At 49.0% G+C, this 24729-nt stretch carries 22 protein-coding genes and 2 tRNA genes; 8 read left to right on the forward strand and 16 right to left on the reverse strand.

Features of this window, described 5'->3' with window-relative positions:
* Positions 1 to 61: 61 nt before the first annotated feature.
* From QT397_15790 to QT397_15810, 5 genes are all read left to right on the forward strand, one after another.
* Complete coding sequence (locus tag QT397_15790) at positions 62 to 1969, forward strand: S8 family serine peptidase (protein ID WNZ54352.1); 1908 nt, start codon at positions 62 to 64, stop codon at positions 1967 to 1969.
* A 384-nt stretch (positions 1970 to 2353) separates the two neighbouring features.
* Entirely contained in the window at positions 2354 to 2566 is a 213-nt protein-coding gene (locus tag QT397_15795) for a hypothetical protein (protein ID WNZ54353.1), read from the forward strand.
* Positions 2567 to 2709: 143 nt separating this feature from the next.
* Entirely contained in the window at positions 2710 to 3579 is an 870-nt protein-coding gene (locus QT397_15800) for a hypothetical protein (GenBank protein WNZ54354.1), read from the forward strand.
* 469 nt (positions 3580 to 4048) lie between these two features.
* A tRNA-Cys gene (locus tag QT397_15805) sits at positions 4049 to 4122 on the forward strand.
* A gap of 90 nt (positions 4123 to 4212) precedes the next feature.
* Positions 4213 to 4299 (forward strand) — tRNA-Leu (locus QT397_15810).
* 716 nt (positions 4300 to 5015) lie between these two features.
* On the opposite strand, the gene folE is transcribed toward QT397_15810, so the two are convergent.
* Together folE and QT397_15820 are read right to left on the reverse strand one after the other, a co-directional pair.
* Entirely contained in the window at positions 5016 to 5558 is a 543-nt protein-coding gene (gene folE, locus QT397_15815) for a GTP cyclohydrolase I FolE (protein WNZ54355.1), read from the reverse strand.
* Between the two features lie 449 nt (positions 5559 to 6007).
* Positions 6008 to 7146 (reverse strand): IS3 family transposase gene (locus QT397_15820; protein ID WNZ54356.1). Its coding sequence is split into 2 segments (ribosomal slippage): positions 6008 to 6897 and positions 6897 to 7146, totalling 1140 coding nucleotides; the frame shifts between segments, so codons are not numbered across the junction.
* Positions 7147 to 7341: 195 nt separating this feature from the next.
* Between QT397_15820 and QT397_15825 the strand changes: the two genes are divergently transcribed.
* The gene (locus tag QT397_15825) at positions 7342 to 7668 is read left to right on the forward strand and encodes a 6-carboxytetrahydropterin synthase (GenBank protein ID WNZ54357.1); all 327 of its coding nucleotides are present in this window, start codon (positions 7342 to 7344) and stop codon (positions 7666 to 7668) included.
* A 1294-nt stretch (positions 7669 to 8962) separates the two neighbouring features.
* Positions 8963 to 9454: a Rid family detoxifying hydrolase gene (locus QT397_15830; protein WNZ54358.1), complete on the forward strand. Its 492-nt coding sequence runs from the start codon at positions 8963 to 8965 to the stop codon at positions 9452 to 9454.
* 104 nt (positions 9455 to 9558) lie between these two features.
* On the opposite strand, the gene QT397_15835 is transcribed toward QT397_15830, so the two are convergent.
* The 3 genes from QT397_15835 to QT397_15845 all read right to left on the reverse strand — a co-directional run bounded on the left by QT397_15835 (position 9559) and on the right by QT397_15845 (position 12555).
* Positions 9559 to 9834: a hypothetical protein gene (locus QT397_15835; protein ID WNZ54359.1), complete on the reverse strand. Its 276-nt coding sequence runs from the start codon at positions 9832 to 9834 to the stop codon at positions 9559 to 9561.
* A 473-nt stretch (positions 9835 to 10307) separates the two neighbouring features.
* The gene (locus tag QT397_15840) at positions 10308 to 11003 is read right to left on the reverse strand and encodes a YopT-type cysteine protease domain-containing protein (protein ID WNZ54360.1); all 696 of its coding nucleotides are present in this window, start codon (positions 11001 to 11003) and stop codon (positions 10308 to 10310) included.
* A 385-nt stretch (positions 11004 to 11388) separates the two neighbouring features.
* Positions 11389 to 12555 carry a dipeptidase gene (locus tag QT397_15845; protein ID WNZ54361.1) on the reverse strand — a complete coding sequence of 389 codons (1167 nt, stop codon included), beginning with the start codon at positions 12553 to 12555 and terminating at the stop codon, positions 11389 to 11391.
* 79 nt (positions 12556 to 12634) lie between these two features.
* Here QT397_15845 and QT397_15850 point away from each other — a divergent pair, with 79 nt between their 5' ends.
* Complete coding sequence (locus QT397_15850) at positions 12635 to 13243, forward strand: LEA type 2 family protein (protein ID WNZ54362.1); 609 nt, start codon at positions 12635 to 12637, stop codon at positions 13241 to 13243.
* Between the two features lie 30 nt (positions 13244 to 13273).
* Here the strand turns inward: QT397_15850 and QT397_15855 are convergent, their stop codons facing one another.
* The 11 genes from QT397_15855 to QT397_15905 form a co-directional block, all read right to left on the reverse strand.
* Positions 13274 to 14983, reverse strand: a complete 1710-nt coding sequence (locus tag QT397_15855) for a sulfatase-like hydrolase/transferase (GenBank protein ID WNZ54363.1) — start codon at positions 14981 to 14983, stop codon at positions 13274 to 13276.
* A gap of 158 nt (positions 14984 to 15141) precedes the next feature.
* On the reverse strand, positions 15142 to 15705 hold the full coding sequence (pgsA, locus tag QT397_15860; GenBank protein WNZ54364.1) for a CDP-diacylglycerol--glycerol-3-phosphate 3-phosphatidyltransferase: 564 nt from the start codon (positions 15703 to 15705) through the stop codon (positions 15142 to 15144).
* Positions 15706 to 15806: 101 nt separating this feature from the next.
* The gene (uvrC, locus tag QT397_15865; protein WNZ54365.1) at positions 15807 to 17621 is read right to left on the reverse strand and encodes an excinuclease ABC subunit UvrC; all 1815 of its coding nucleotides are present in this window, start codon (positions 17619 to 17621) and stop codon (positions 15807 to 15809) included.
* A 44-nt stretch (positions 17622 to 17665) separates the two neighbouring features.
* A complete protein-coding gene (locus tag QT397_15870; protein ID WNZ54366.1) occupies positions 17666 to 18319 on the reverse strand; it encodes a response regulator in 654 nt (217 codons plus the stop codon).
* 537 nt (positions 18320 to 18856) lie between these two features.
* A complete protein-coding gene (gene murB / locus QT397_15875; protein WNZ54367.1) occupies positions 18857 to 19873 on the reverse strand; it encodes a UDP-N-acetylmuramate dehydrogenase in 1017 nt (338 codons plus the stop codon).
* An 11-nt stretch (positions 19874 to 19884) separates the two neighbouring features.
* On the reverse strand, positions 19885 to 20652 hold the full coding sequence (kdsB, locus tag QT397_15880; GenBank protein WNZ54368.1) for a 3-deoxy-manno-octulosonate cytidylyltransferase: 768 nt from the start codon (positions 20650 to 20652) through the stop codon (positions 19885 to 19887).
* Positions 20642 to 21556 carry a tetraacyldisaccharide 4'-kinase gene (lpxK, locus tag QT397_15885; GenBank protein WNZ54369.1) on the reverse strand — a complete coding sequence of 305 codons (915 nt, stop codon included), beginning with the start codon at positions 21554 to 21556 and terminating at the stop codon, positions 20642 to 20644. The genes kdsB and lpxK overlap by 11 nt, the downstream gene beginning before the upstream one ends.
* The gene (locus QT397_15890; GenBank protein WNZ54370.1) at positions 21501 to 21674 is read right to left on the reverse strand and encodes a hypothetical protein; all 174 of its coding nucleotides are present in this window, start codon (positions 21672 to 21674) and stop codon (positions 21501 to 21503) included. Before QT397_15890 ends, lpxK begins: the two co-directional genes overlap by 56 nt.
* A 9-nt stretch (positions 21675 to 21683) precedes the next feature.
* Positions 21684 to 23513 (reverse strand): lipid A export permease/ATP-binding protein MsbA, encoded by a 1830-nt coding sequence (gene msbA, locus QT397_15895; GenBank protein WNZ54371.1) that lies wholly within the window; start codon positions 23511 to 23513, stop codon positions 21684 to 21686.
* Between the two features lie 83 nt (positions 23514 to 23596).
* Positions 23597 to 24016: a biopolymer transporter ExbD gene (locus QT397_15900; protein ID WNZ54372.1), complete on the reverse strand. Its 420-nt coding sequence runs from the start codon at positions 24014 to 24016 to the stop codon at positions 23597 to 23599.
* Positions 24017 to 24031: 15 nt separating this feature from the next.
* On the reverse strand, positions 24032 to 24655 hold the full coding sequence (locus QT397_15905; protein WNZ54373.1) for a MotA/TolQ/ExbB proton channel family protein: 624 nt from the start codon (positions 24653 to 24655) through the stop codon (positions 24032 to 24034).
* Positions 24656 to 24729: the final 74 nt, after the last annotated feature.

Below are 24729 nucleotides of genomic sequence, written 5' to 3' on the forward strand. Positions count from 1 at the left end.
CTTTCAGACGTTTCACACGCGTACTAAATCAGTACCGCACTGAAAGCGAAGGAACATGAACATGACTGAATCCCGACAAGAAAAGGCCGCAGGAGAACCTTCGGTCGAGGTTGCAGAGAAAGTCGAGCTACTTATTTCACCCCGCCGCAGCCTGATGGCTAAATCCATGGGCGTGCAGCCATTGAGCTCGGGCTCAATGCACCATGTGATTTCCACTATTGCCAGGCAGGCAGGTTGTGAGGTGCTTCGTGAAATACGCCCCGGCAGAAAACTAAAAACGCTGTCTTCCGCCGATGAGGCCACCAATATTTACAAAGTCCGTATGGATGTGGATGCTGCTGCGGCACTTTACCAGACCACACCACCAAACGTCGCCGTTGAACTGGACTCACTTCTCTCTTACGGGCAAGCGAGCTATTCACCGACCTTTTCCGCAGTTTTTGCACAGCAACCCGGACTATTGCGCGAATACCACGTCCAGGCACAGCAGGTGCACTTCCGCGTTATCGGTGCAAAAGGTGAGCCCATACGCGACGCGCAAATAATTGTTGAAAGTGCGGGCTTTCCTCAAGAAGGGGTCACCAACAATAAAGGGGAAGTCGCGCTCAGTATTTTTGCGCAAAGCGGCGGCGCTCAAGTGAAATCACTTCTGATCCGCCCCGCCAAAGATTTCTGGAACAAATATATTCGCAGCCCCTCCCTATCACTCACCGGTGTAAACCTGGTGAAACTCCAACCCCTAAGCGAAGCCATACCCAACTTCCCCAATGATGCTTCCTATGGCTGGGGGCAAAAGTACATGGGCCTGGACCAGCTACCCGATGAATACACGGGCAAAGGTATCAAAATCGCAATCATCGATTCCGGTGCGGATAATAAGCACCCGATACTGAGCCATTTAAAGAATGGTATCGATGTCACCAATAATTACGATGCCAATAGCTGGGCAGAAGATATCGTCGGCCATGGAACCCACTGTGCAGGAATTATTACAGGCCAACCCTCTGGCTCCGAGGCAATACGCGGTTTTGCTCCTGAAGCCGAAATCTATGTATTCAAAGTTTTCCCCGGCGGGCAATTTAGCAGCTTGATTGATGCCCTCTCGCATTGTATAGAACTCGGCGTTGACGTAGTGAATATGAGCCTGGGCAGCTCTGATTCGTCAGAAGCTGTTGAGCAACAGATCGAGGAAGCGGTCCAACATGGTATCGCCTGTATAGTTGCCGCAGGCAACAATGGCGGGGCAGTCCAGTATCCAGCCAGTTCTCCAAATGCTATGGCTGTCGGCGCTCTGGGAATGCTCAATGAATTCCCCAAAGATTCCTGGGAAGCGCAAACAGTAATACCCTCAACAGCATCAGCCGACGGTCTATTTGTTCCTAGATTTAGCGCTTTCGGCCAGGAAATTTCTGTTGCCGCACCTGGTGTGGGTATCGTTTCGTCTGTGCCTGACAAAGGCTTCGATGTTCAATCAGGTACATCAATGGCCGCGCCGCATATTACCGGTTTGGCAGCACTACTACTTGCCCACCATCCATTATTTAAAGGTGTGCTCCGGCAGAAAGATGTATCCAGGGTGACCGCCTTATTCCAACTAATCCGATCCTTGGCCGCACCAATGCCCCTCGGGGCAGAGAGAGTTGGCGCAGGTGTTCCCAAGCTTTTCGGTATCAACTCCGCTTTTGAGTCCGCCAAAGAGCAAGCAAGGGCCGCGGGTACTCATGCCGCTACCGCGCAAGGTCCCTCCTCGGCCACTCCATACTCTGGATTTACCATGAGTCCTTTACAGGGCTACCCCCCTCAAGCTACACCCAGTTGGCAGGGGCAGTTTGTGCCGGGAGGCTATTACCCTTCCGAAATAGCAGCGGTTAACCCCCAGCAACCAATGGTAAGTAGTTTTCCAGATGGATTTGCCCTGAGCGCCTACGGTATGCAGTTCGTTGATCCCCGTGCAATCAGATATTGGTAGCTCTGTCGCCATCGTCAGTTAGACTGCAAAAGACCTTTCAAGACCGCAGTTATGCTGCGGTCTTGTCCTTCGTAGCATTCAATTCCCACTTAGGCAGCATGCCTGCCCGCTAATCCAGCCCTCTCAAAAGATGCTTGTGACGGCCCACCCACATCTCCCTTCTTGTTTACTAATACGGGAGATGCTTACTAGTATGCACTGCCATATGATAACGACTTTGTAAGTGTATTCTTTTTAAATGGTACATATCTGAAAACCAATCAAATGAAACCTGCCACCTCATAACTGGCTAGCTTGTGACCAGTTTGCTTGAAGGTGACACAAGGGCACCTGTAGGCTTAAATACTGTCAAAACGATCAATTGTTGGATTTCCCGCCGAAGAAATGATGCTTAAACGATTACTAACACTGCCGCTATTACTCGCCACTCTATCCCCTGCTGTTCAGGCTTATGAGATTCTTTACAGTGCAGAGATCTCACCCAACTCCAAGCTCGCTGAGGTGGAAATGGCGCTCAGCGGTGATGATATGCCAAGTAAGCTCGTTCTAAACTTGCGCTCTGGCCGCTATCAGGACCTGGAAAGTGACACCCCCTAAAGATCGAGGGCGACAAAGCAACCTGGCACCCCGAAGGAAAGAACCCCGCCCTCAAGTACCGCTTTGTCATAGACAACCAGCGTAGCAACGGTGGCTACGACTCACGGATCACCAAAGACTGGGCAATTCTCCGCAGCGATAAATTGATTGCACCCGTATCGGCAACCAGCCGTGGCCGCTCTACCGCCCGCCTTAAGCTGGAACTTCCTGACCAATGGTATGCGGCCCTACCCTACCCTGAGATCGAAGATAACCTATACGAGTTATCTGACCCCAAGCGTAAGTTTGTAAGACCCAAGGGCTGGATGATTGTAGGGAAAATTGGCAGTCGGCAGGATATGATTGCCGGCACTGAAACCCGTGTTGCAGGCCCTAAAAATGAGAATATTCGGCGGCAAGACATCCTGGCCTTCCTAAATTGGAACCTGCCAGAGCTCAAGAAGATCTTCCCCCTCTTCCCTGATCATCTATTGATCGTAACCGCTGACGACCCCATGTGGCGCGGCGGACTATCGGGGACACGCTCTCTATATATGCATGCTGATCGACCATTGATCAGCGGCAACCGCACCAGCAGCATGATCCACGAGTTAGTTCATGTGGGCACGGGAATTCACGGCGACGATGAGAGCGATTGGATTGTAGAGGGACTGGCTGAGTTTTACTCCCTGGAGATTTTAAGGCGAACTGGTGGCATCAGTGAAACCCGCTATCAGGAGGCAATGGATAAACTGATTAAATGGGGTAAGAAGGCTCCTTCACTATTAGTCGAACGCTCATCCGGCCCCATTACTGCCCGTGCGGCCGGGGTAATGCAGCAACTGGATAAAGAGATTCGCGAGGCCAGCAATGGCAAGGCAAGTATTGATGACGTCGCACGGGAACTGGCTCAAGCACGCGGTGAAGTGACTCTGGAAAGGTTTAGGTCCCTGTCTGAGAAAGCAGCCGGTAAACCCGTGGATGCATTAGCCACAGAAAACCTGACAGACCGGGCGAAAGACTCCAATAAATAGCAGACAAAAAAAAGCCCTGACGACGGGGGAGAGCGTCAGGGCCAAGACCATTAGGAGTGAAACTTGGAGGATTTCATCCTTGCTTCCGGGTGGCAGCCATGTGAGCCACCCTACCAGCATTACTAAACACGTTGGGGGAGATGTGTTAGCCAGATAAAGACAGTATCGAACACAGGTCACAGATTGCCAGCACACCTGAAGATTAATTTAGAACAAATGGAAATAGGTTCTTGAGCACCAGTGCTAAAAGTTATTATAGCCCTCCCCCACCATCAGAAGGTAACTTTTCCTACTTTTTTTCACTTGATTGCAACATTGATGAAAACAATGCTTGACTAATCCTCTAGAGTCCCTAAAATGGCGCCCACTTACACAGCGAAACGCACGTAAGTATAAGAAAACGCTAGGATTTTTCAGATTTATCAGATAGAATTCGCAGCGTTCTTTTCCGCCAAAGGCGGATAAAAAAGGCTAGGTGGCAGAGTGGTCATGCAGCGGACTGCAACTCCGTGTACGCCGGTTCGATTCCGACCCTAGCCTCCATTTTCCTCTTCATTGCAATATCCTGTTGAATGCAATGAAAGTGAGAATGAAGGGCAAGCATTAAACATCGCCCTCTCTCGCAAAGGATCTGCCCGGGTGGTGGAATTGGTAGACACAGGAGACTTAAAATCTCCCGGCTTCACGGCCGTGCCGGTTCAAGTCCGGCCCCGGGCACCAATCAGATCTTTGAAATCAATAAGCAACTCCCCACTTCGTGCAAATCTGGCGCACCCCATTTTTAAAGTTAAATTTCTTCCACTGATACACTAGTAGTTACCGTCCCGCTTGCGCCACCAATCAAGCTACACCGAGCTTTGTCGCTAGATAGCTTGAGATCCATCGACCCTCAAGTTTCATTTATAGAGCTACTGAGCCACTAAGCATCAGCACCACCTGGTTGATTATTTCGCGAACATGCAAGACGAAAGAGTGCATGGCTGAAATAAGCTTTAAAGGGCGCGAGGTCTGCAATCTGGTAGTCACCGGAGGAGTCGCACTCTATAACAATCAGGCCGGCTGCTTTTTACCTACCTTCGTTACAGCACCTCTCATTATCGGGATACCCTCTTAGCAGCCAACGGCTTAGCCTTTGAGCTTCTCATGCCTTGGCGCTCAAAGGTGGCACCCCAGCATTTTAAATAAAATACTTATCCACGATGCAGTGAAAATGTGTATGTAGCCAGAACTCCCTGACCCCACCTTTAGTCACCGTCGCAGCTGAAGAGGCTAACCCCACATTATTGGAAACCTATAGGGCAACTAAGAATGTTTTAAAATGGAATTCATTTATAACGAGAGCAGCAGCCTCGAGCTTCCCAGCACCTTCCTTAACAGCCTGAAAAATAGCAACTTACTTAGTCAATATTGGCTGACTTGCAAGTAAATCGCCATTACTACCGATGCAGCAAAGAGAAAAACTCATTGCGTGTAGCTTGGTTACTGCGAAAGGTACCGAGCATAGCCAATGTTCTCATCATTGAATTTTGCTTTTGAGGCCCGCGCATCATCATGCATGTGTGCCCGGCCTCAATAACTACAGCAACTCCGGTAGCACCAATGACACCTTGCAGGGTCTCAGCAATTTGAGTAGTAAGCCTTTCCTGGATTTGCAAGCGACGCGCAAACATATCAACAATACGCGCTAACTTGGAAACACCTAAAATCTTGCCATTAGGGATATAAGCCACATGACTGTGACCTATAAATGGTAGCAAGTGATGCTCACATAAGGAATAAAGCTCGATATCCTTAACTAGCACTATCTCATTGCTATCGAAAGGAAAAATCGCATTGTTGACTACATCTTCGATAGTTTGATCATAACCACGGGTTAGGTATTTCATAGCAGTGGCGGCGCGGTCGGGCGTGTCCTTGAGACCTGGACGCTGTGGATCCTCACCTATTTCTTCAATAATTCGTGCGTAGTGTTCTTTCATACCATTTCCGCAACATCTTCCAGTCAAGTATGTATTAAAGCTACCACCCACCCTGCTCACTCACAGCCCGGTATCAAGAACCACATAACTCCTGATAAAACCGCCTATACTTAAGGATAGACTCTTTCAAAAAAACTAAAATATAACTGGAATTTACACTGCTTTGGAGAACAACAAACCAACTAGATTATAAATAATCCGCTATCTGAACAATCAAAAGTATATCCCTTAATCATGTTTACCCTCAGACCCCAAGTCGATTAAACAATTTGAAAACAGACCTTTGCCAACTGCATAAACCACACCTAATAAAACTTAATTTTTCATCAGAAAAAATTGAGCAGAGTAATTTTCACTCGAATTCGGGCAGGAAATACAAGAAGAATGAAAAACCACCAGAATCGAAATAATATAAGAATTGTTGTGGTCAACTCCAACCGGACACTTCTTTAAGCACATTTCTCAAATTCGATAGGGGCTAGGTCTCCCAGTGTTGTATGTATTCTGCGTGAGTTGTAATAAGCAATATAGGCTCTTACATCTGCTACCGCATCCTCCCTTGTCGGATAAAGGTTTCCCGTTACCCACTCCCGCTTCAGGCTGCTGAAGAAACGTTCAGTCGGTGCGTTGTCCCAACAATTTCCCTTACGGCTCATTGAACACACCATCCCATGCTGACTCAATAACGTTTGGTAGGTATGGCTGGCATACTGACTGCCACGATCAGAGTGATGCAGGAGACCTTTTGGGGGCGAACGCAAATTGACAGCCATCATCAACGCACGAGTTACCAGGGCCGTTTCCATCTTGCGATCTAGATGCCAACCAATAATCCGGCGCGAATAGAGATCAATCACTACCGCCAAGTACAACCAGCCCTGCGAAGTCCAAATATATGTAATATCAGTCGTCCAAACTTGATTTTTAGCGCTCGGTGAGAACTCCCTATTCAGAAGGTTCTCTGCGACCGGCAGGTGATGTTTACTGTCTGTCGTCAGTGTAAATCGCTTCTTACGCTTTACTGCCAAGCCTAGCTTTTTCATGAGCTTGCGGACTCGATAGCGCCCGACTTCAAAGCCTTCTTTACGTAACAGCTTCATTAACCGACGACTTCCCAGGCTCTGTCTAGATTCTGCAAATAGGGCCTTCAAACGATGGCATAGTTGCCATGTTTGAGCATCTATTGAGCTATTACCACGGCAACACCAATCGTAATAACCAGTTTTACTTACTTGCATTACCCGGCAGAGCACCCTAACAGGAAAGCTGCCTTGCTGTTTTTCAATAAAGCTGTACTTTATTTCATTTCTTTCGCAAAGAAGGCGCTGGCCTTTTTTAGGATTTCTTTCTCCATCCGCAACTGCTTATTTTCACGTCGTAATCGCTCTAATTCTGCGCGCTCACCTACATCCAACCTCACACCGTCTTCTTCCTGCTTCAGTTCCTTTATCCAGCGTCGCAGGTTATTGGCTGTTGTTCCTACAACCTCTGCTGCTTTAGAAATTGAATACCCTTGCTCAGAGACTAGCGCTACGGCGTCTTTCTTAAATTCCGGCTTGAAATGCCGACGTGTACCTTTTGTTGTCATACTTCACCTCGCTTGGTAGTTTTACCATCTTAGCGAAGTGTCCGGAAGGATTAGACCACTACAAATTACAACAAATAACAGATCGCATTTATTCTCAGCAATTTAAAACTCGATTTACGATATAGAATATAATCATTAAGTACACTTTATTTTTTTGTTGTTTTTTATGGTCAGCCTTATATTAGGAATAGCTATATGGCATATCAAATCACAAAAACATTTAAGTTAGACATGGGCCATCGAACATGGAATCAGGACATGCGCAAAGGACGCGGCAAAGAGTTCTACTCTGATGATATGCCGTATCCTTATAACAAATGCGCAAATCTACATGGCCACTCATTGTTAGTTTCAGTGACCTTATCTAGTGAAACAGTAGATCGCCAGAACTTTGTCATGGATACAGACCTGTTTAAGGCACCTTTTCAAAAGATTATTGATCAAATGGATCATTCATTTATTGTTGATAAAAATGACCCACTATACCCAGACATAAAAAAATTGTGGAGAAGGACAACTTAAGATTATATGTTGTCGACTTTTCCCCTAGCTTTGAGGCTTTGGCCAAATACTTTTATGGGTGTATGAAGGATATTATTGGCAAAACTGAACACGCGGGAGAAATTGAAGTACGCGAGGTAACAGTTACTGGTGAGCATATGACGGTAGAAGCAAGATACGGTATTAGTTAAAATTTTTGGAATTTCATAGCGCCCCTGCTATTTCTATAGACACAGAAATACCAGTCACTGCAATGATACTTTAACCCACCCTCTAAAGGGGCCGAAACATACACCAAAGATACAAACCAATATCCGAATCAATCCTACCATTTCGGTAGCTCCAGTATCCGAGCCAACACTTCCGGAAGGGAGAATTTGAGGCAATACATCTCCCCTATCACCATAACTTTAATTCCGACCTTTATTGGACGACCAGAGGTTCTAAGCAGCACCTCCATGCCTGTACACCCAAAAGCACAGAAAAAAGAATCAAGCCTACCCCCTCAATGGCCAATGTATGCCATACGCTCATTTAACTACCCTAAACTAGAAATGAAATAAACCGACCAAGGAAGAATAAAAAAAACCGGCTTGGGGGCCGGTTCAAGAAAGGATGGTTGCTGCATGAAAACCAAAGCAGCTGTGAATATATTACCCCTCATACTAGAGAGCTGTCAATATATACAGCTGTATGAATATACAGCATTGGATGACATGCACGCCAATTTGAGAATCAGGCTTTGAAGCATTTAGTTTCGAGCGTTTCCGTTCTTTTGATGGTTGCTTAAAGAGGGGCATATCACTTCCCTAATTGAGTACTCAAGTTTAGCCAAGATCCTAGCAAATCTATATTTCTACAACGACATGTGTGTGTTGGTTTCAATTAAAAGAGATCGGTCCACTCAACACAACGCTTAAGCTCGATTGGCTTAGGGAGAGAATAGCGCACCCGAATAGCAGCGCTACCGAGCCAGTCATTCCAGAGTACTATTGTTCAATAATCCAGCAATGTTAAAAGTGGCACTCAGGTAAGCAATGGGATTAAGCTGCTCATAATACAAGAAAACTCTCGCATTCATCGCTGTCGCCAATGCGTATAAATTAGATACAAATTGCAGGTATAATCACCACCCAATATACCCTTTAGTACCTTAATTCAATTAGCTCGCTCCAGCTGGTTATACTCAACTAAAGCGAAGGTGGTTACTCAAAAGTTCCAATACACACTTGCTCCAAAAACCCATCTAAGTTTTTTGAGGTAATCACCAAGAACAAAAAGTGATCGACCGCAAGATACACAGGCCCCAGCTTTTATGAAAAACTTACAAAAAAAGATTCCAATGAAGATAAAGACATCACCTATAAACGCATTAATTTCTGCACTTTTCACTATTACGCTTTCCAGCTTCAGCCATGCAAAGGAGGCTGAGCAGGTTGAATTTCTGAACCCAACAGGATCAGCCTCTAAGCTACCGTTTTCAGAGGCTGTAAAAGTTGGCAACCAGCTATTTCTATCTGGCCAAATAGGGCTTTCACCGGAGACTAAGCGGTTAGCCCAAGGGGGATTCGCTGCGGAGACCAAACAGACTCTAGACAACATAAAGCAAACTCTAGAGCGCTACGACTACGAAATGAAAGATGTCGTTAAATGCATGGTCATTTTAACAGATATCAAGAATTTCCCTGAATTCAACAACATCTACCAGAAAGCTTTTGCCTCCCCCTACCCTGCAAGGACTACCTTTGCAGTGGAGTCCCTAGCGCTGGACGCCCAAATTGAAATTGAGTGCATCGCTGCCAAGTAGCTATTAGTTGAGATCTGAGGTGGTAAAATCATCCACCTCGGATAGTTCGCGTTTAATTCCGAAGGTGTTTGAGGCAAGCCATATAGCGCCTTCATCAAGCCTGATTAGCCACGCGTAAGCTCAATTGTTTCCAAAATTCTTTTAAAGCTCTCTGTTATCCTGGCCATATCTTCATTCGTGGAATTAACAATAAGCCAATAAGCATCTTTCCTTCCAACAACAAGGCTCAACATTTGAACGGATTTATCCCCTTCACTAAACCATTCTACAGTCTTGTAGCTCACCTTTAACCCTGACTTTGTTGTCAACTCCCCTTCATTTGAAGTTTTTACTTTTTTTGGCCCGAAGACTTCTGGAACTCCTTTAATATCATTCGCCAATATAGTTCATGCTTCTGCCCTCCTCGCTCACGATCAGTAACAACCAGGTAGTCCAGCTCATCGCCATTCCAGCTCAGAAGAATTTCTTCATCAGGACTATAATCAGGCACAACCTGAAAAGTTAGATCCATCTCTGAAGGTGGGTTAACTTTAATATACTCTGCAATTTTCAGCTCTTCCGCTTGAGACGCATAGGAAGTAATACAAAACAATACAGCAATGAATATCCGCTTCACCAAATTTACCCTAAACAAATGTAAAACCACACCGTATATCTATGACAATACAGTTACCTTCTATGAGCTTAATTATTAAAAATAAAGGAATCAACTTCTTTGCGCACGGAGCCACTCATTTGTGATTACATCATACATCCGTAACTCTGACACCCCCTCGCAAATGGTACGATATAAATATCACAGGGTCGCCTAAACGACCCTGTGATACCTCAGGAAATCAACAACCCGGCTTACTTATCTAAAAGTTGAAATCATCCAGCTTCCACCAGCAGTGCCCATCGCCAGGTATATCAAAGCCAGCTGATGTAATTCGGCCTTAAAGCGGTTGTATCCGTTAAATACAAAGGAACCAAAATTGGGGTCAAAAAGTCTCCAGGTATTACCATTCTGTACTTGAATTGCAATTGCATGGCCGCTGTTGGGGCCCAGGAATCCTATCAATGCAAAGCCTTGATTAAGGCGGGCCATCCCCTGCCGTATCCATCGCAAAAATGTGGAAAAAGGCTCAAACGGGTTCAACTGATGCCCACGGGCGATACAGTGCTCGGTATACCCATCTGTCCGACAAATCGTCCTTAACCCTGACGATATACCCATCACATTTCCCTGGATCTGCTGCTGTGCGGAAATTGCCCTTTGCATTGTATAGATAGGCTGCCCAAAGGTGGTGGTCGACCCGCCAACAGCCCTTAAAAACATACCTGGAGCTGCTCTGTTGAGGGCGTTTCCAATTCCCGTATTATGGTAACGCTGTTGCAGTCCTGCCTGGAGGTGCATATTTATATGGCCGCCGGGTTGCAAGCCGAGTCTCACCCACATGTAGGATAATGCGTAACAAACTCCGCGCCTTACGTCATTGTGGACACCGGGTTGGATGTAATTTGCTTGATCCAATAGAAATTCTGTTTCTGTTAGTTTCGGATTGAACATGGAGGTCTCCCTATTCTTTAGAGATAGTGGACTTTTGCCTATCCGCGGTATCGCGGCCCATGTTCTATTTTTCTCACCTACAGTTTTATCTCTATCAATTTTCTTGTGGCTCTTTTAGCTTTAAGACATTTTAAAAAGTAAACCGGAATTTGATTACACTTAATTTCAATTAGCTTTTCAGGATGTTAAGGTCAAAATATGATACAAATTTCCATTTTAAACTGCGTTTGGATAAGTGCAGAAAGTAAATTTAGTTTAATCATATGCGTGTGCAAGTATTGCGCTGGTAATAACAAACCCATCAGAACAGTGAGCTATCAAATACCAGCGCTAATATATCTGTTGAGAAGGCTGCAGAATCTAAATTCAACCTTCCTATATGATATTAACTGGGAAGTTGAGTAAGGAAGAAATCTCTCAGGTTCTCACCCATTACTTTTCGGATCTCTTCTTCAGTAAACCCTTGCCGAAGCATTTCTGCGGTAAGCACGCCCAGTTCACTTACGTCAAATGCAACCTTTACACTGCCGTCATAATCTGACCCCAATGCGACATGATCCACGCCCAGTGTATCAATGGCATAACGAATGGATTTAACAATGCTCTTGGGGCTTGTATCGCAGACAGCACCAGGCCAGAAACCAATTCCAACCAAGCCTCCTTTACCCGCTATCTCCTTCATTAGCTCGTCACTGATATTCCGGCGTGAGTTACACGCCCCTTGAAGCCCGGTATGGGAAACAATCACTGGGCGCTCGGCAATATCCAAAACTTCGCGGACGACCTGCTCGGAGGAGTGGGCGACGTCAATCACAATAGAGCGCCTTTCCATCTCCTGCACTGCTTCCCGGCCAAATGCGCTCAAACCCTGCCCGCTTTCTCCATGCAGGGAGCCACCCAGCTCATTGTCAAAAAAGTGTTGCAACCCCATCACCCGGAAACCAGCATCGTATAGGTGGCCGATGTTTTCGATCTTCCCTTCCAAAGGATGGGCACCTTCAGTGCCAAGGAGTGCAGCCAAAACCTCTTCGCCCTGCTTCCTTGCTGCAAGCACCTGTTGTAAATCTGCCGCACTTTTGACGATACGTATTTGGTCAGGCGCAGATTGCTGTAGCGCATTAACACGCTCTGCATGATAGAGCGCCCGTTCATACAAGCTGCCCCACGCCTTTACTGGCCACGCCTGAGCAATGGCCAATAAGGTTATATTATCGCCAGCTTTGCTGGAATTCTTTTGATAGTTCTGCCCCCGGGGAGACTTGGTAACTGATGTGAAGACCTGGATACCCAGGTTACCTTCTCGCGCCCGGGGAAGGTCCAGATGACCATAGTCGGCTCGCTTCCTCAAATCCCTGGCCCACAGGAAACTATCTGCGTGGAGATCACCTACCAATAGACTTTGGTGTAGTGCTTTAGCCTCAGGTGACAGCGCTGCAATTTTGCCAGGCTCTACTTTGTTCATCGACTTTTCAATAGCCGGAAGCAAAAGCCATTTCCAGCTGGCGAACAATATCACCACCATTGTTGTCAGAAGAATGAACCACTTGCTCATCTATTGTCTCCATTAGTAGAAATCCATGGGAAAGTTTGCACAGAGGCAACAACCTTCTTCGATCCATCAGGATCGCAGAATGAAGCAATTCGAGGGGCTGCTCAATAAGCAAGCAAGAGAAATAAAACTGTGGTGGTCGTGGAATAAGCGCTGGGACACCAACCTCGTATTTATCAGAAGAGAGAAAAATGAAGGACAAGCAGTGATCAAACTTTTACAACTGAACTTACTCGTATTATTCGCTCTATTCATGGGTGGTTGCGCCGCTTTATCGCCCAATTTTCAGCAGCCCGAGGTTGAGATTATTGGGCTGGAGCCGCTTCCTCCTGCCGTCGGCAGCGATCTGCGCTTCAGAATCCATTTGCGCATTTTCAACCCTAACAACCAAGAGCTACCCCTCTCCGGGATCTACTACAAGCTCAGTCTTGCCGGCCACAAAGTGATGACAGGAACCTCAAACAACTTATTGCCCATTGCCCCCTATGGCCAGGATGACATCTCGGTGGACGCAACTGCGAGCTGGATGGGGTCTCTATTCGCCGCCGCTGAATTAGCGAATAGAGGGCAGCAATCGGTACCCTATGAACTTCAGGCAAAAATTGGCCTGAGCAGGTCCATTGTGCCTTCCATTACAGTGCAGCGAAGTGGCGAAGTTCGACTGAATCAGAATCCGGGCCTCTACCACTAGTCCAAGCCTACTCACTTTGGATATAGCGTTTTAATCTCCCCAGTCGCCGACCTTGTCGGCACCGGGGATCTGATACTCGAGATAGTCTTCAACAGTGAATGGCATCTCACTGATGACTGCGCGCACGCGCTCACCAATAGCCTGTGTCTCAGGGCGCGCATTGGCCAGCCCGGTATAGGGTATGCCTTTGCCGCTGGCTACGTCTGGATATTTACGTTTGAATAAACGGTGGCGAGCCACCATATGATTGAACTGGCCCTGGGTGTAAATTAACGGCACCAACTGCGGGGACTCCTCCCGGGGGTCCATATATAAATCGTAATAAGCCTCCGGCATCCCCGACCCTGCCACCTCCCCCGCTCCCAGCCAATGCCTCTTATATCGCCCCTTTACTGTTGCCCCCAATTCCTTACCCGTATAAATAAATACATAATCCCGGCGGCCATGAGTATCGCCGTTTAGGAACAGAGCGGTCTGGTCGAGGCCATCAACGACGCGATCCGTGGGAATAGCATCAGTTGCTCCACCCAAGCGAGCGAAAGTCGTATACAGGTCAGTGATATGAATAATATCTCCTGCCGTTTGTCCCGCTTCGATAGTTCCTGGCCACCAGGCAAAAGCAGGTACGCGAACGCCGCCCTCAGTAAAATCCCCTTTGCCACCCCGATACAACATGGGCAGCATTCCCCACCCCGCCGGCGGACTGTGGACCATAGGACCGTTATCCGCCATTGCAACGAACAAGGTATTTTCAGCGAGCCCTAAGCTTTTCAATTCTTGCATCAGCACCCCGACAAAGTTATCCATCGCCGGGAAGGCATCGGCAACCATCAGCCCGGCTACCGAGCGCTTGGGGTTATACATCGCCATGAAATTAAGGAGATTGGGCCAGTAGGCAACGAAAAACGGTTTCTTCTGCTCTGCACTGCGACGAATAAAGGCCAGCGTTCTCTGTTCTGCTTCTGGATCAAACTTGGCGAAGCACTCGTTGGATGTTCCGCACCATTCCCTCCCGGGTTGTCCCTTTTTCCCTTCAATATTCATTACCCAGCCAGCGGGAATCAGACCAGGGCTGTCCAACTGATAGGGGTCAGGTGGATAGATTTCGGGGAACATGCCCAGCACCGCATTTGCTACATTTGCCTGGGGGTTAAACAGGGAGGTAATCTGGTTCATCGGAGTGAACAACGCCTCATCGAACCCCTGATTGTGTAAATAACTCTCCTCGATATCTCCAAGGTGCCCCTTGCCGAAAAAGCCTGTCGTATAACCCGCTTGCGAAAGTACCTCGGCAATAGTGACTTCTTCTGCGCGTAGACCAGAAAACTCATGGGGCATACCCACTTCACCCATGCCATAGCGCACCGGTAGCCGTCCGGTGAGCGCAGCAGCGCGGGTTGGTGTGCATGAGGGCTCAGAGTACATGCGGGTAAAGTTGATACCCTCTGAAGCCATCTGATTTAGATTTGGCGTTGAGTAGCCAAAGTTCTTTTGTAACGCAGGAAAGCCAACAGCTCCAAATGCAGTGTCATCCCACAGCAGGAATACGATATTCGGTGGCTGTCCATATTTCTGCCGCAACTGCTGTAAGCGTTGCTCAAGCTCCGCATCCTCTTGATCCCAACGTTCGCCGTTTTGCATCTTGAGAATATAAAACTCGGCATCGTGTACAACTTGCCCCTCGACATTGAGAGTGATGCAAAGCAGCCAGATCATAATCAGGTGGCTTTTGACGGACATGAGCTTCCTATAGATCGCAGAAAAGTATCTAACAATTTAGAGGAGCGCAGGGGCTTGGAAGAGGAAGAGCGAGTTTAAGCGGGGTAAAGAGCGCCTCGTTTTCCAGCAAATGCCAGAGTCGAGGCGCCAATTTCGTGAGAGAAGTAACTCCCCTCTATCTACTTATCCCGGCTGTCGGCCATAAGGGCCGGCCATGCGGCGCGCAAGTACATCACCATCGTCCACAAGGTGAGGCCGGCAGCGATATAGAGCAGCAGGTATCCAATAGTTTCCATCACCGGAAACTCTCTAACATCGAAGGCAAGCAGAACAAGAATTGCTGCCATCTGTGCGGTGGTTTTGACTTTGCCTACATAGGAAACGGCAACACTGCTGCGCTGCCCCAGCTCAGCCATCCACTCCCGCAACCCAGAGACCGCGATCTCTCGACAGATGATCACCGCCGCAGCAATCGCAAACAGCGGATTGTCATGCAGTCCCACCAGCAAGACCAATGCCGTAGCCACCATTAGCTTATCGGCAACCGGGTCCAGAAAGGCACCGAGGGCAGTACTCTGATTTAATTTTCTGGCGAGATAGCCATCAAGCCAATCGGTAATTGCGGCAACTGCAAAAATTGCAGCAGAAGCAATGTAACTCCACTTGTACGGCAAATAGAAAACCAAAACAAAAAATGGGATCAAAGCAACACGTAGCAGTGTCAGTTGATTGGCGATTGTCATACTTTTCTCTATTCTTGCGGAGGGCGTACGTTATCAAGCCATCGCGCAAAATGAAACGCTTTGGAAAAAACTGGCCATTTAATCGCCAGCTCAATCCTGTTCTACTCGTGGTGTAGTGCCGAGTATATATCCTGAGCCAATTTCCGGCTGATACCATCCACGCTGGCAATCTCCGTTACTGTTGCGCGCTTTAGCTCCTGCAAACCTCCGAAATGTCGCAGCAGCGCCCTGCGGCGAGTGGGCCCTACTCCAGCGATACCTTCCAATGGAGACTCCCTGCGTTTTTTATCCCGTTTTGCCCGGTGGCCAGCGATAGCAAAGCGGTGCGCTTCGTCTCGCACTTGTTGAATTAAGTGCAGCGCTGATGAGTCGGCGGAGAGTACAAGCTCTTTGTTACTGGAAACCACATGTAATGTTTCAAAGCCCGCTTTTCGTGTAGTTCCTTTGGCAACACCAATAATTTGCACTCCGACAATGCCCAGCTCATTCAGAGCTTCGACCGCTTGTGTAACCTGGCCCTTCCCCCCGTCAATCAACAGGATATTGGGGAATTTGCCCTCGCCACCGGAAAGGCGCGTATAGCGCCGCTTTAGCGCCTGCCCCATTGCCGCATAATCATCGCCCGCCTGGATACCCTCAATATTGAATCGGCGATAATCCGACTTCACCGGGCCTCCGGTATCAAATACAACACAGGACGCAACCGTGGCCTCACCGGAAGAATGGCTGATGTCAAAGCACTCAAGCCTCTCCGGGAGCTGCTCCAGTTCTAATACTTCCTGTAGCTTCTCGAAACGGTTGTAGAGTTTTTGCTGGGCTGCAGTTCGACTAGTCAAATTCTGTTGTGCTGCCTGTTGCGCCATCTCAACCCAAGTGGCCCGCTTGCCACGCAACTTATGGGTGATACCAACATCGCGACCACACTGCTCGCTAAGAGCCTGTTGAAGTGGTTCGAGATCCTGTAAGGCCTCTGACACTAAAATCTCACGGGGGATCTCTCGGGGACTGCCCAGGTAAAATTGCGGGACAAATGCGGAAAGTAGCTCTGGCGGTGTGAGTCCCAGGCGCTCACTGGGAAAATAACTGCGACTCCCCAGAATTCGCCCCTGCCTGACAAACAGAACGTGTACGCAACAGCTACCGCCCTCACTGGCTATCCCCAACACATCCACATCGCCACTTGCCCCCTCAGCTACCTGATCCGCTTGTAGACGACGCAGCGCGGAAATTTGGTCCCGCAGTCTCGCGGCTTTTTCAAATTCCAGCGACCGGGATGCCTCATCCATTTGATCGGCCAACTCCTGGATAATGCTGTCACTTTTACCCGTGAGAAACATCTCTGCGTGACGAACATCCTGGCGATAGTCTTCGGGAGAAATAAAATCGACACAGGGAGCGGTGCAGCGCTCTATCTGATATTGAAGGCAGGGCCTTGAACGGTTGCGAAAAACACTGTCTTCACAAGAGCGGATTCGAAAAGTTTTTTGCAAAAAGTTCAGGCTGTCGCGAACCGACGATGCATTTGGAAAAGGTCCGAAGTATCGGCCTTTCTTGCGCTTGGCACCACGGTGGAATGCAATACGGGGAAAAGTGTCATTGCTGGAAAGAAAGATATAAGGATACCCTTTATCATCCTTCAGCATCACATTGTATGGGGGCCGCTGGGACTTGATCAGGCTTTGTTCAAGCACCAGGGCTTCGGTTTCACTGCGCGTAACGGTGACTTCGATGTTTCCAATACGCTGCACCAGCGCCATGGTTTTTGTCGTTAGTCCGGAGCTCCGAAAGTAGCTCGACAACCGATTGCGAAGGTTCTTGGCTTTCCCTACGTAGAGGATTTTATTTTCGGCGTCGAACATCTGGTAGACGCCGGATTTGCGAGTTACTGTCGCGAGGAAACGCTTGCTGTCGAACATCTGGCAACCGGCCTCAATATTTTAAGAAATCAGCCACTTTTCAATTAAAGTGCAGCATCTGGGTCAAGGATTTGGTGTTTAACAGCGAGGATCGTCAACTCTACATCACTATTAATATCCAACTTCTCAAAAATCCTGTAGCGGTAGCTATTCACCGTTTTGGGGCTTACCGAGAGAGACTTTGCAATATCCGCAACCTTGGCGCCATTGACGATCATGTCTGCAGTCTGCAATTCCCTTTTAGATAATTTTTCAAACGGAGATTGCTGATCATCCTGGCCACTGACACTGCGCATCGCCATTTTGGTTGCCATGGAATTACTGATAAAAACACCACCTGAAATAACCGTCCGTATCGCTCGAACCATTTCTTCAAGGTCCGCGCCCTTAGTCACGTAACCCATTGCCCCAGCTTGCATCAAGCGGCCCGGGAATAAATCATCATCGAGTGCACTAACGGCAACAACCTTTGCCTCCGGGCAACGCTGCAGCAGTTTTCTAGTTGCTTCAAGGCCACCCATTCCTGGCATTTTTACATCCATCAGAATGACATCAACATTAGACCGGCGAACGAATTCCAGGGCCTCCTCGCCACAATTTGCCTCTCCGGCGACTTCTATATCCTCAACATCACCCAGCATGCGCGAAATACCCATTCGCACAAGATCGTGATCATCCACCACTAAGACTTTGATCAAGCTATCCCCAACTACGGATAAGTGCAGTGGCTACGCCGCGTATACATCCTCAACGCACGAGCTCTAGAAACTGCGTTCTTCTTTTTAGCTCACGGTGAAACTACCCCGTGTAGGTCCCCCCGGAACCCAACCGCAACATACCAGACAAAAACGCTACTGCAAAGCAGAAGCACCGTTTCAAATGCTGCTGAACAGACATTTGACCACAGGATCTTGCTGCCTTTATAACATTTAATTATAGCGTAAAAACGTACCAATTAATTTTTCTGCGATCAAGATGAGCACTTCCGCAAAATTTGCGATAGAAGATTCATTTTATCGCAGAAAATATTTATGAAAGAAATCGGAATATGAGAAAATGTGAGAGGTTGAATTCGTTATAACAAAATAATCGTCAACAACTAGAACAATTCTCTACTGAAATTCAGGCTGAAAACTGCCAACCTCACCCAATAACTTGCACTTTCTATTGGGTACTTCCTAACTGTAATTCAGTGAAGAATAAAAGAAGGGATTGTCCGCACCCTCATGCAAGGGTTAAGGGTAATAGCGCGGCTCAGGCTCCAGGGTAACACCAAACTTAGCCTGCACATCAGAAGCGATAGCGCGAGCCAATCTTGTCACTTCATCACCTCGGCCCCGGCCGGGATTAACCAAAACCAATGCCTGCTGGTGGTGAACACCAACCGCTTCTTGCCGCCTGCCCCGCCAACCAGCGCGATCAATTAGCCAGCCCGCCGCCAGCTTCCAACCTTCACCGCTGGCATAAGCTACTAAATCGGGATGTTCCGATTTTAGGTTTTGGTAAATGTCCGCATTCACCACAGGGTTTTTGAAGAAGCTCCCCGCGTTGGGAATTTGATCGGGGAGCGGCAATTTACTGTTGCGAATATCGATAACCGCAGCGGCAATTTGCGCGGGTGTTAAGGAGCCACAATCCCATCCTTGCTGGTCAATAAATTGCTGCAGTGCCGGGTAAGCTACCTTGGGCTGCCAATCTTGCGCAAGGCGAAGATTAACCTGGGTAATAATAAATTGATCGCGCAACTGCCCTTTAAACACACTGTCCCGGTAATCAAACTCACAGTCCGACACGGAAAAGTTATGTAGTGCACCGGTAGAAATTTCCATGGCCTGCAAACTGTAAAAACAGTCGCGCAACTCTACACCATAGGCGCCTATATTTTGGATTGGGGCTGCACCCACTTTACCTGGAATCAGCGCGAGGTTTTCCAAGCCTCCAATACCCTGCTCGACAGTAGACATAACCAGCTGGTGCCACCCCTCGCCGGCCGCCGCCTCGATCGTACCGCCACAACCATTGGGAGCAATTGTTAGCCCTCGCAGCCCCACCTGAATGGCAAGCCCGGGAAAGTCTCCCGTTAATACGATATTACTGCCCCCACCCAACGGCAGAATCGGCAAACGCTTCTGCCGCGCAAAACTCAAAGCCTCACGCAATTCATCCAGGGTTTCCACACGCGCAAAGTAAGCGGTGTTTGCTGAAATTGCGAGAGTATTGTGGGGCTGTAAATCGATATTGGCTTCAATCATTAGGTTCTACATCAGGCCAGGGTTTCTCGCATACGCTGAAGATCCTGCTCAGTATCTACGCCACCGGGCACTTCTGCGCAGGCATCTGCTACGTGAATCTCTTGGTCGTGGTAAAGAAAACGCAGCTGCTCCAGAGCCTCGAACTTTTCTAGCGGGGCCATAGGCCAGGAGACAAACTGGCGCAATAGCGCAACACGGTAAGCATAGATACCAATATGGCGACGGGGTTCCAAGCCCTCTGGTAGTTCACTGCTATCCAACGCGAAGGCATCTCTGGGCCATGGGATTGGCGCTCGGGAAAAATACCTGGCCAACCCGGACTCTGTTGTCACTACCTTGACGACATTCGGGTTGCGAAAATCCTCCACTGAGGTGATGGGTTCCGCCAGGGTTGCAACTCCGGCTCGCTTTGTAGCTGCCAGGTTTTCAGCCACTTGATTTATTACCTCAGCGGGTATCAAGGGTTCATCGCCCTGCACATTAACCAAAATGCGGTCCTCTGCAAGGCCCAGGTTCTGAGCCACCTCCTGTAGTCGGTCAGTTCCCGAAGCATGCTCGGCAGATGTCATACACACCTCCGCGCCGAAGCCGTGGGCCACCTCTGCTACACGCATATCATCGGTGGCGATAACCACCCTCTCAGCATCGCTCTCACGGGCACGCAAATAAACATGCTCCACCATCGGCTTGCCACCGATATCAGCCAGGGGCTTGCCTGGCAGGCGGCTGGAACCATAACGCGCGGGAATAATCACATCAAAAGAAGAGTTATTTTTCATTTTCACTAAACTGTTGCAGGTGCTTGTGCACCTTTTGGTAAAAAAGATCTGGCAACTTGGCCCGCACCTCGAGCGCCCACCAGTGACTCTCCCAGAAATCGCGACATTTCACCGCATCTTTCATGGTCATGATCACGGGGGTTTCCCCATCGAAGTGCAGTTCCTGGGGGCTGAATTGATGATGATCGTCAAAAGGTTGCTCTGTCACCTCGAACCCCAGCGCTTGCAGTGAACGGAAAAACCGCTTGGGGTTACCGATCGCTGCCACCCCGTGGCAAGGCCCGACTTCAGGCCCTGACGGCAGGCGCAATGTGGAGGTTTGGTCGAGGTTAAACTGGTGCCAGCAGGAAGGCTCGAGCGTCATTTCAAACTCTAAAAGCCCTCCGCACTGATCCCTGACCTTGGCTTCTGGCTCTCCATTACTTACCAGCATGTCGACGCTTTGCAGGCGTGTCACCGGTTCCCTCAAAGGCCCTCTGGGCAGCATATGACCATTGCCCAAACCGCGATGACCATCAACCACACAAATTTCGTAGCTCCGCCACAAACTATAGTGCTGCAGCCCATCGTCAGACAAAATAACATCGCACTGGTGATAGTCGATCAGGGCCTGCGCCGCCTCGGTGCGATTGGGAGAAACCATCACCGGCACACCAGTGATCAAGTGCAGCATCAGCGGCTCATCCCCGGACTCCAGGGGGTGGGATTGGGCAGTCACCTGATAGGGATATTTTTCTGCGCGACCACCATAGCCACGGCTGATAATCCCCGGATTGCGACCCCGCTCCTTTAGCCAGCGAGCCAGCTCCGCCACCAATGGCGTTTTACCCGCACCGCCAACGGTGATGTTACCAATGACGATGACAGGAACTGATAAGGGCTCCGGTGGAGTGCGAGAACTCATTACCCGGCGCCGCTTGCTCACCCCCATAAAGTAATTCCAACGGGGTAAGCAGGGAGAGCGAGCGACCTTCACCCTTTTCGGGGTACCAGCGCTTGTTAAACCAGTCTTCCAGTGACATCCAGGTGCCCTACCCCATTGTTTGCTGCTGTAACAGAGATGCGTATCGACCACCCTGGGCGAGCAGCTCTGCGTGATTCCCGCTCTCTACAATTCGACCTTTCTCCATCACCAGAATGCGATCGGCATTCTCGATCGTACTCAGGCGATGGGCGATAACAAACGTAGTGCGGTTTTTCATGACTTCAGCCAGAGCCGCCTGAATATGGCGCTCCGACTCATTATCCAGTGCTGAGGTAGCCTCATCCAAGATCAGTATGGGCGCATCCTTAAGCAGGGCACGGGCAATAGACAAGCGCTGGCGCTGGCCACCAGAGAGCATCTGCGCATTATCCCCCAGAACCGTATTCGCCCCCTCAGGTAGCTCTTCAATAAATTGAGTTGCATGTGCCTGCTCCATAGCACGCAGAACATTTTCCTTGGGTGCATGTTCCAATTCACCGTAGGCAATATTGCGATATACAGTGTCGTTAAACAGCACGATATTTTGGGAAACCATACTGATATGGCGGCGCAACTCTTTAAGTGGCACCTTGGAAATATCACCCCCATCGACCAGGATACGTCCACCTGTCGGCTCGTAAAATCTAGCCAGCAGACTTACCAGCGTGCTCTTGCCGGAGCCAGATGCACCCACCAGGGCCACCGTTTCTCCCGGATTTACCGCGAAACTGATGTCGGAGAGTACTTTGGGTGCTGCCGGGTCATAGCTAAACTCAAGCCCTTCAAAAGCTACTGTGCCATTCACAGGCTTAGGTAGCTGAGCTTCACCATCCTGGGGCTCTCTGGGAGCATCCATTACTTCAAAGATACTCTCCGCTGCCGCAATACCCTTTTGGATATCGGCAAAAATTTCGGAAAGGCTGCGCACCGGCTTGGCCAGGGATGCAGCCGCACCAATATAGGCGGCAAAAACCCCAGCAGTCATGGACTCAACCATACCCGGTGCCAGAGCCAGCCAGACAATAGTTGCGGTAGACAAACCAACCAGTATCTGAATCACAGAAACACTGGCATTGTTTGCTACTACGAGCTTCATAAACTGCCGACGGTTATTGTCACTGGCAGAGAGGAAGCGGGATTTCTCGTAATCCTGCCCCCCATACATCCGCACCACTTGATAGCCATTGATCGCCTCCTGAGTGACATGGGTAACGTCGCCCATGGAATTCTGGATGCGATGGCTTAATTTGCGGAAACGCTTACCCACGATACGCACAATAAAGGCGATCAAGGGGGCAAAAAGGAAGAAGGTTAAAGTCAGCTTCCAGTTCACCAGTAACAGGTAGGTCAAGAGACCGATTACCGTAAACGACTCCCGGAAGAGTACCTTCACCGCCTTGGTGATGGAGTTGGTTACCTGCTCAACATTGTATGAAACCTTTGAGATCAGGTAAGCGCCGGTATAGCGGTCAAAATAGGAGCTGGGAAGCTGGCCAATTCTCTCAAATAGCTGTGTTCGCAACTCGTGGATCACTGCACGGCCCACATAGGCCAAACCATAGCTGCCGACAAAATTGCCAATAGCCCTAAGGACAATAATCAGCAACATTGCAAGCGGTACAAGCCAACGAGCAGTCTCCTGGGGCATTACTCCATCGGGGTAATAGGATGCTACAAACTTTGAGAGAAACCCGCGACTCTCTTGGATACCAGCTCCCACTGCATCGAGCAACAGCTCGGTCACAGCAATCAGGCTGACGCCCATGATCGAAAACAGGAAGAAGCCCAGTACCGCAACCCCGAAAATCGCCATGTGCGGGCGGGCATAAGTGAGCAATCGACGGTAAGTTTCCGCCCCATTTTGCGGTTTGCTGGGGGGCGCTTTTACTTTCTTCATACAGACCAATGAATGGACTCGCCCCAACTGGGGCGAGTGGGCACAGAAACCGAAGGTGAGTCAGCTCCCTACAGGGTTCCGCGCTAGTTTTCTTCCGGCTGCCGTGTAGTAATGCTTAGGTTGACAAAGCCTAGCTGTCCAGCGGCATCCATTGCCCGAACCACGGCTTGGTGATGAGCGGTGGCGTCGGCGGTTATCACAAGCGGGCGATTGTACTCGCCTGCGGAAACTTCCGACAGCGCAGATTTGAGGGTGTTGATCTTCTTGTTGATCAAAGCTTGTCCATCTACTGAATAAGAACCATCAGCACTGATCAAAATCTCTACAGATTTAGGTTGGTCAACAGACTGAGGACCTGCTGCTTCAGGCAGGTTCAGCTTAAGATGGCTTTCCTTGGTGAAGGTTGTAGACACCATAAAGAAAATCAACAGCAGGAATACCACATCGATAAGTGGTGTCAGGTTAACCCCTTCCTGCTCTGTGGCTTGGCGGCGGAATTGCATTGCTTGCTACCCCGCTCAGGCCGCATCTTCGATTTTACGATCACTGTGCAGAGCATCCACAAGCTTGACAGCTTCCTGCTCCATTGCCACAACAATCGTGTCAACGCGACGCTGGAAGTATCTGTGTGCCATTAACGCAGGAATAGCGACAGTCAGGCCAGCGGCAGTGGTGATCAATGCCTGGCTAATACCACCGGCCAGTACGCCTGCATTACCGGTACCTTCCACCATAATCGCGGTAAAGACCTGGATCATACCGATCACAGTACCCAGCAAACCAATCAGCGGTGCTACGGCAGCAATCGTGCCCAAAGCACCCAGAAATCGCTCCAGTTCATGCACAACCTGGCTGGCAGTTTCCTCGATGCTATCTTTCATTACTTCGCGACCGTGACGGGAATTGGACAGGCCCGCAGCAAAAATTTTTCCCAGTGGGCTGGAGTCGCGCAGCTCCTTCAATTTTTCCGCATTGACCTGGTTATTTTTAAGCCAGCCCCATACCTCACCTAATAAAGTACGTGGTGCAATATGCTGCGAGTGCAAAGTCCAGAAACGCTCGACACAAATAGCAATAACCGCTACAGAGCAAAACAGGATTGGCCACATCAGCAGGCCGCCGGATTTTATTATCTCAAACACTTTCTTAGCCCCAGAAAACCAGAGGGAATTTTTGGAAAATTATTACTGCGTCCTCGACGCAGAGCAGCACTTTA

The organism is Microbulbifer sp. MKSA007, from assembly GCA_032615215.1.
Lineage (GTDB): Bacteria > Pseudomonadota > Gammaproteobacteria > Pseudomonadales > Cellvibrionaceae > Microbulbifer.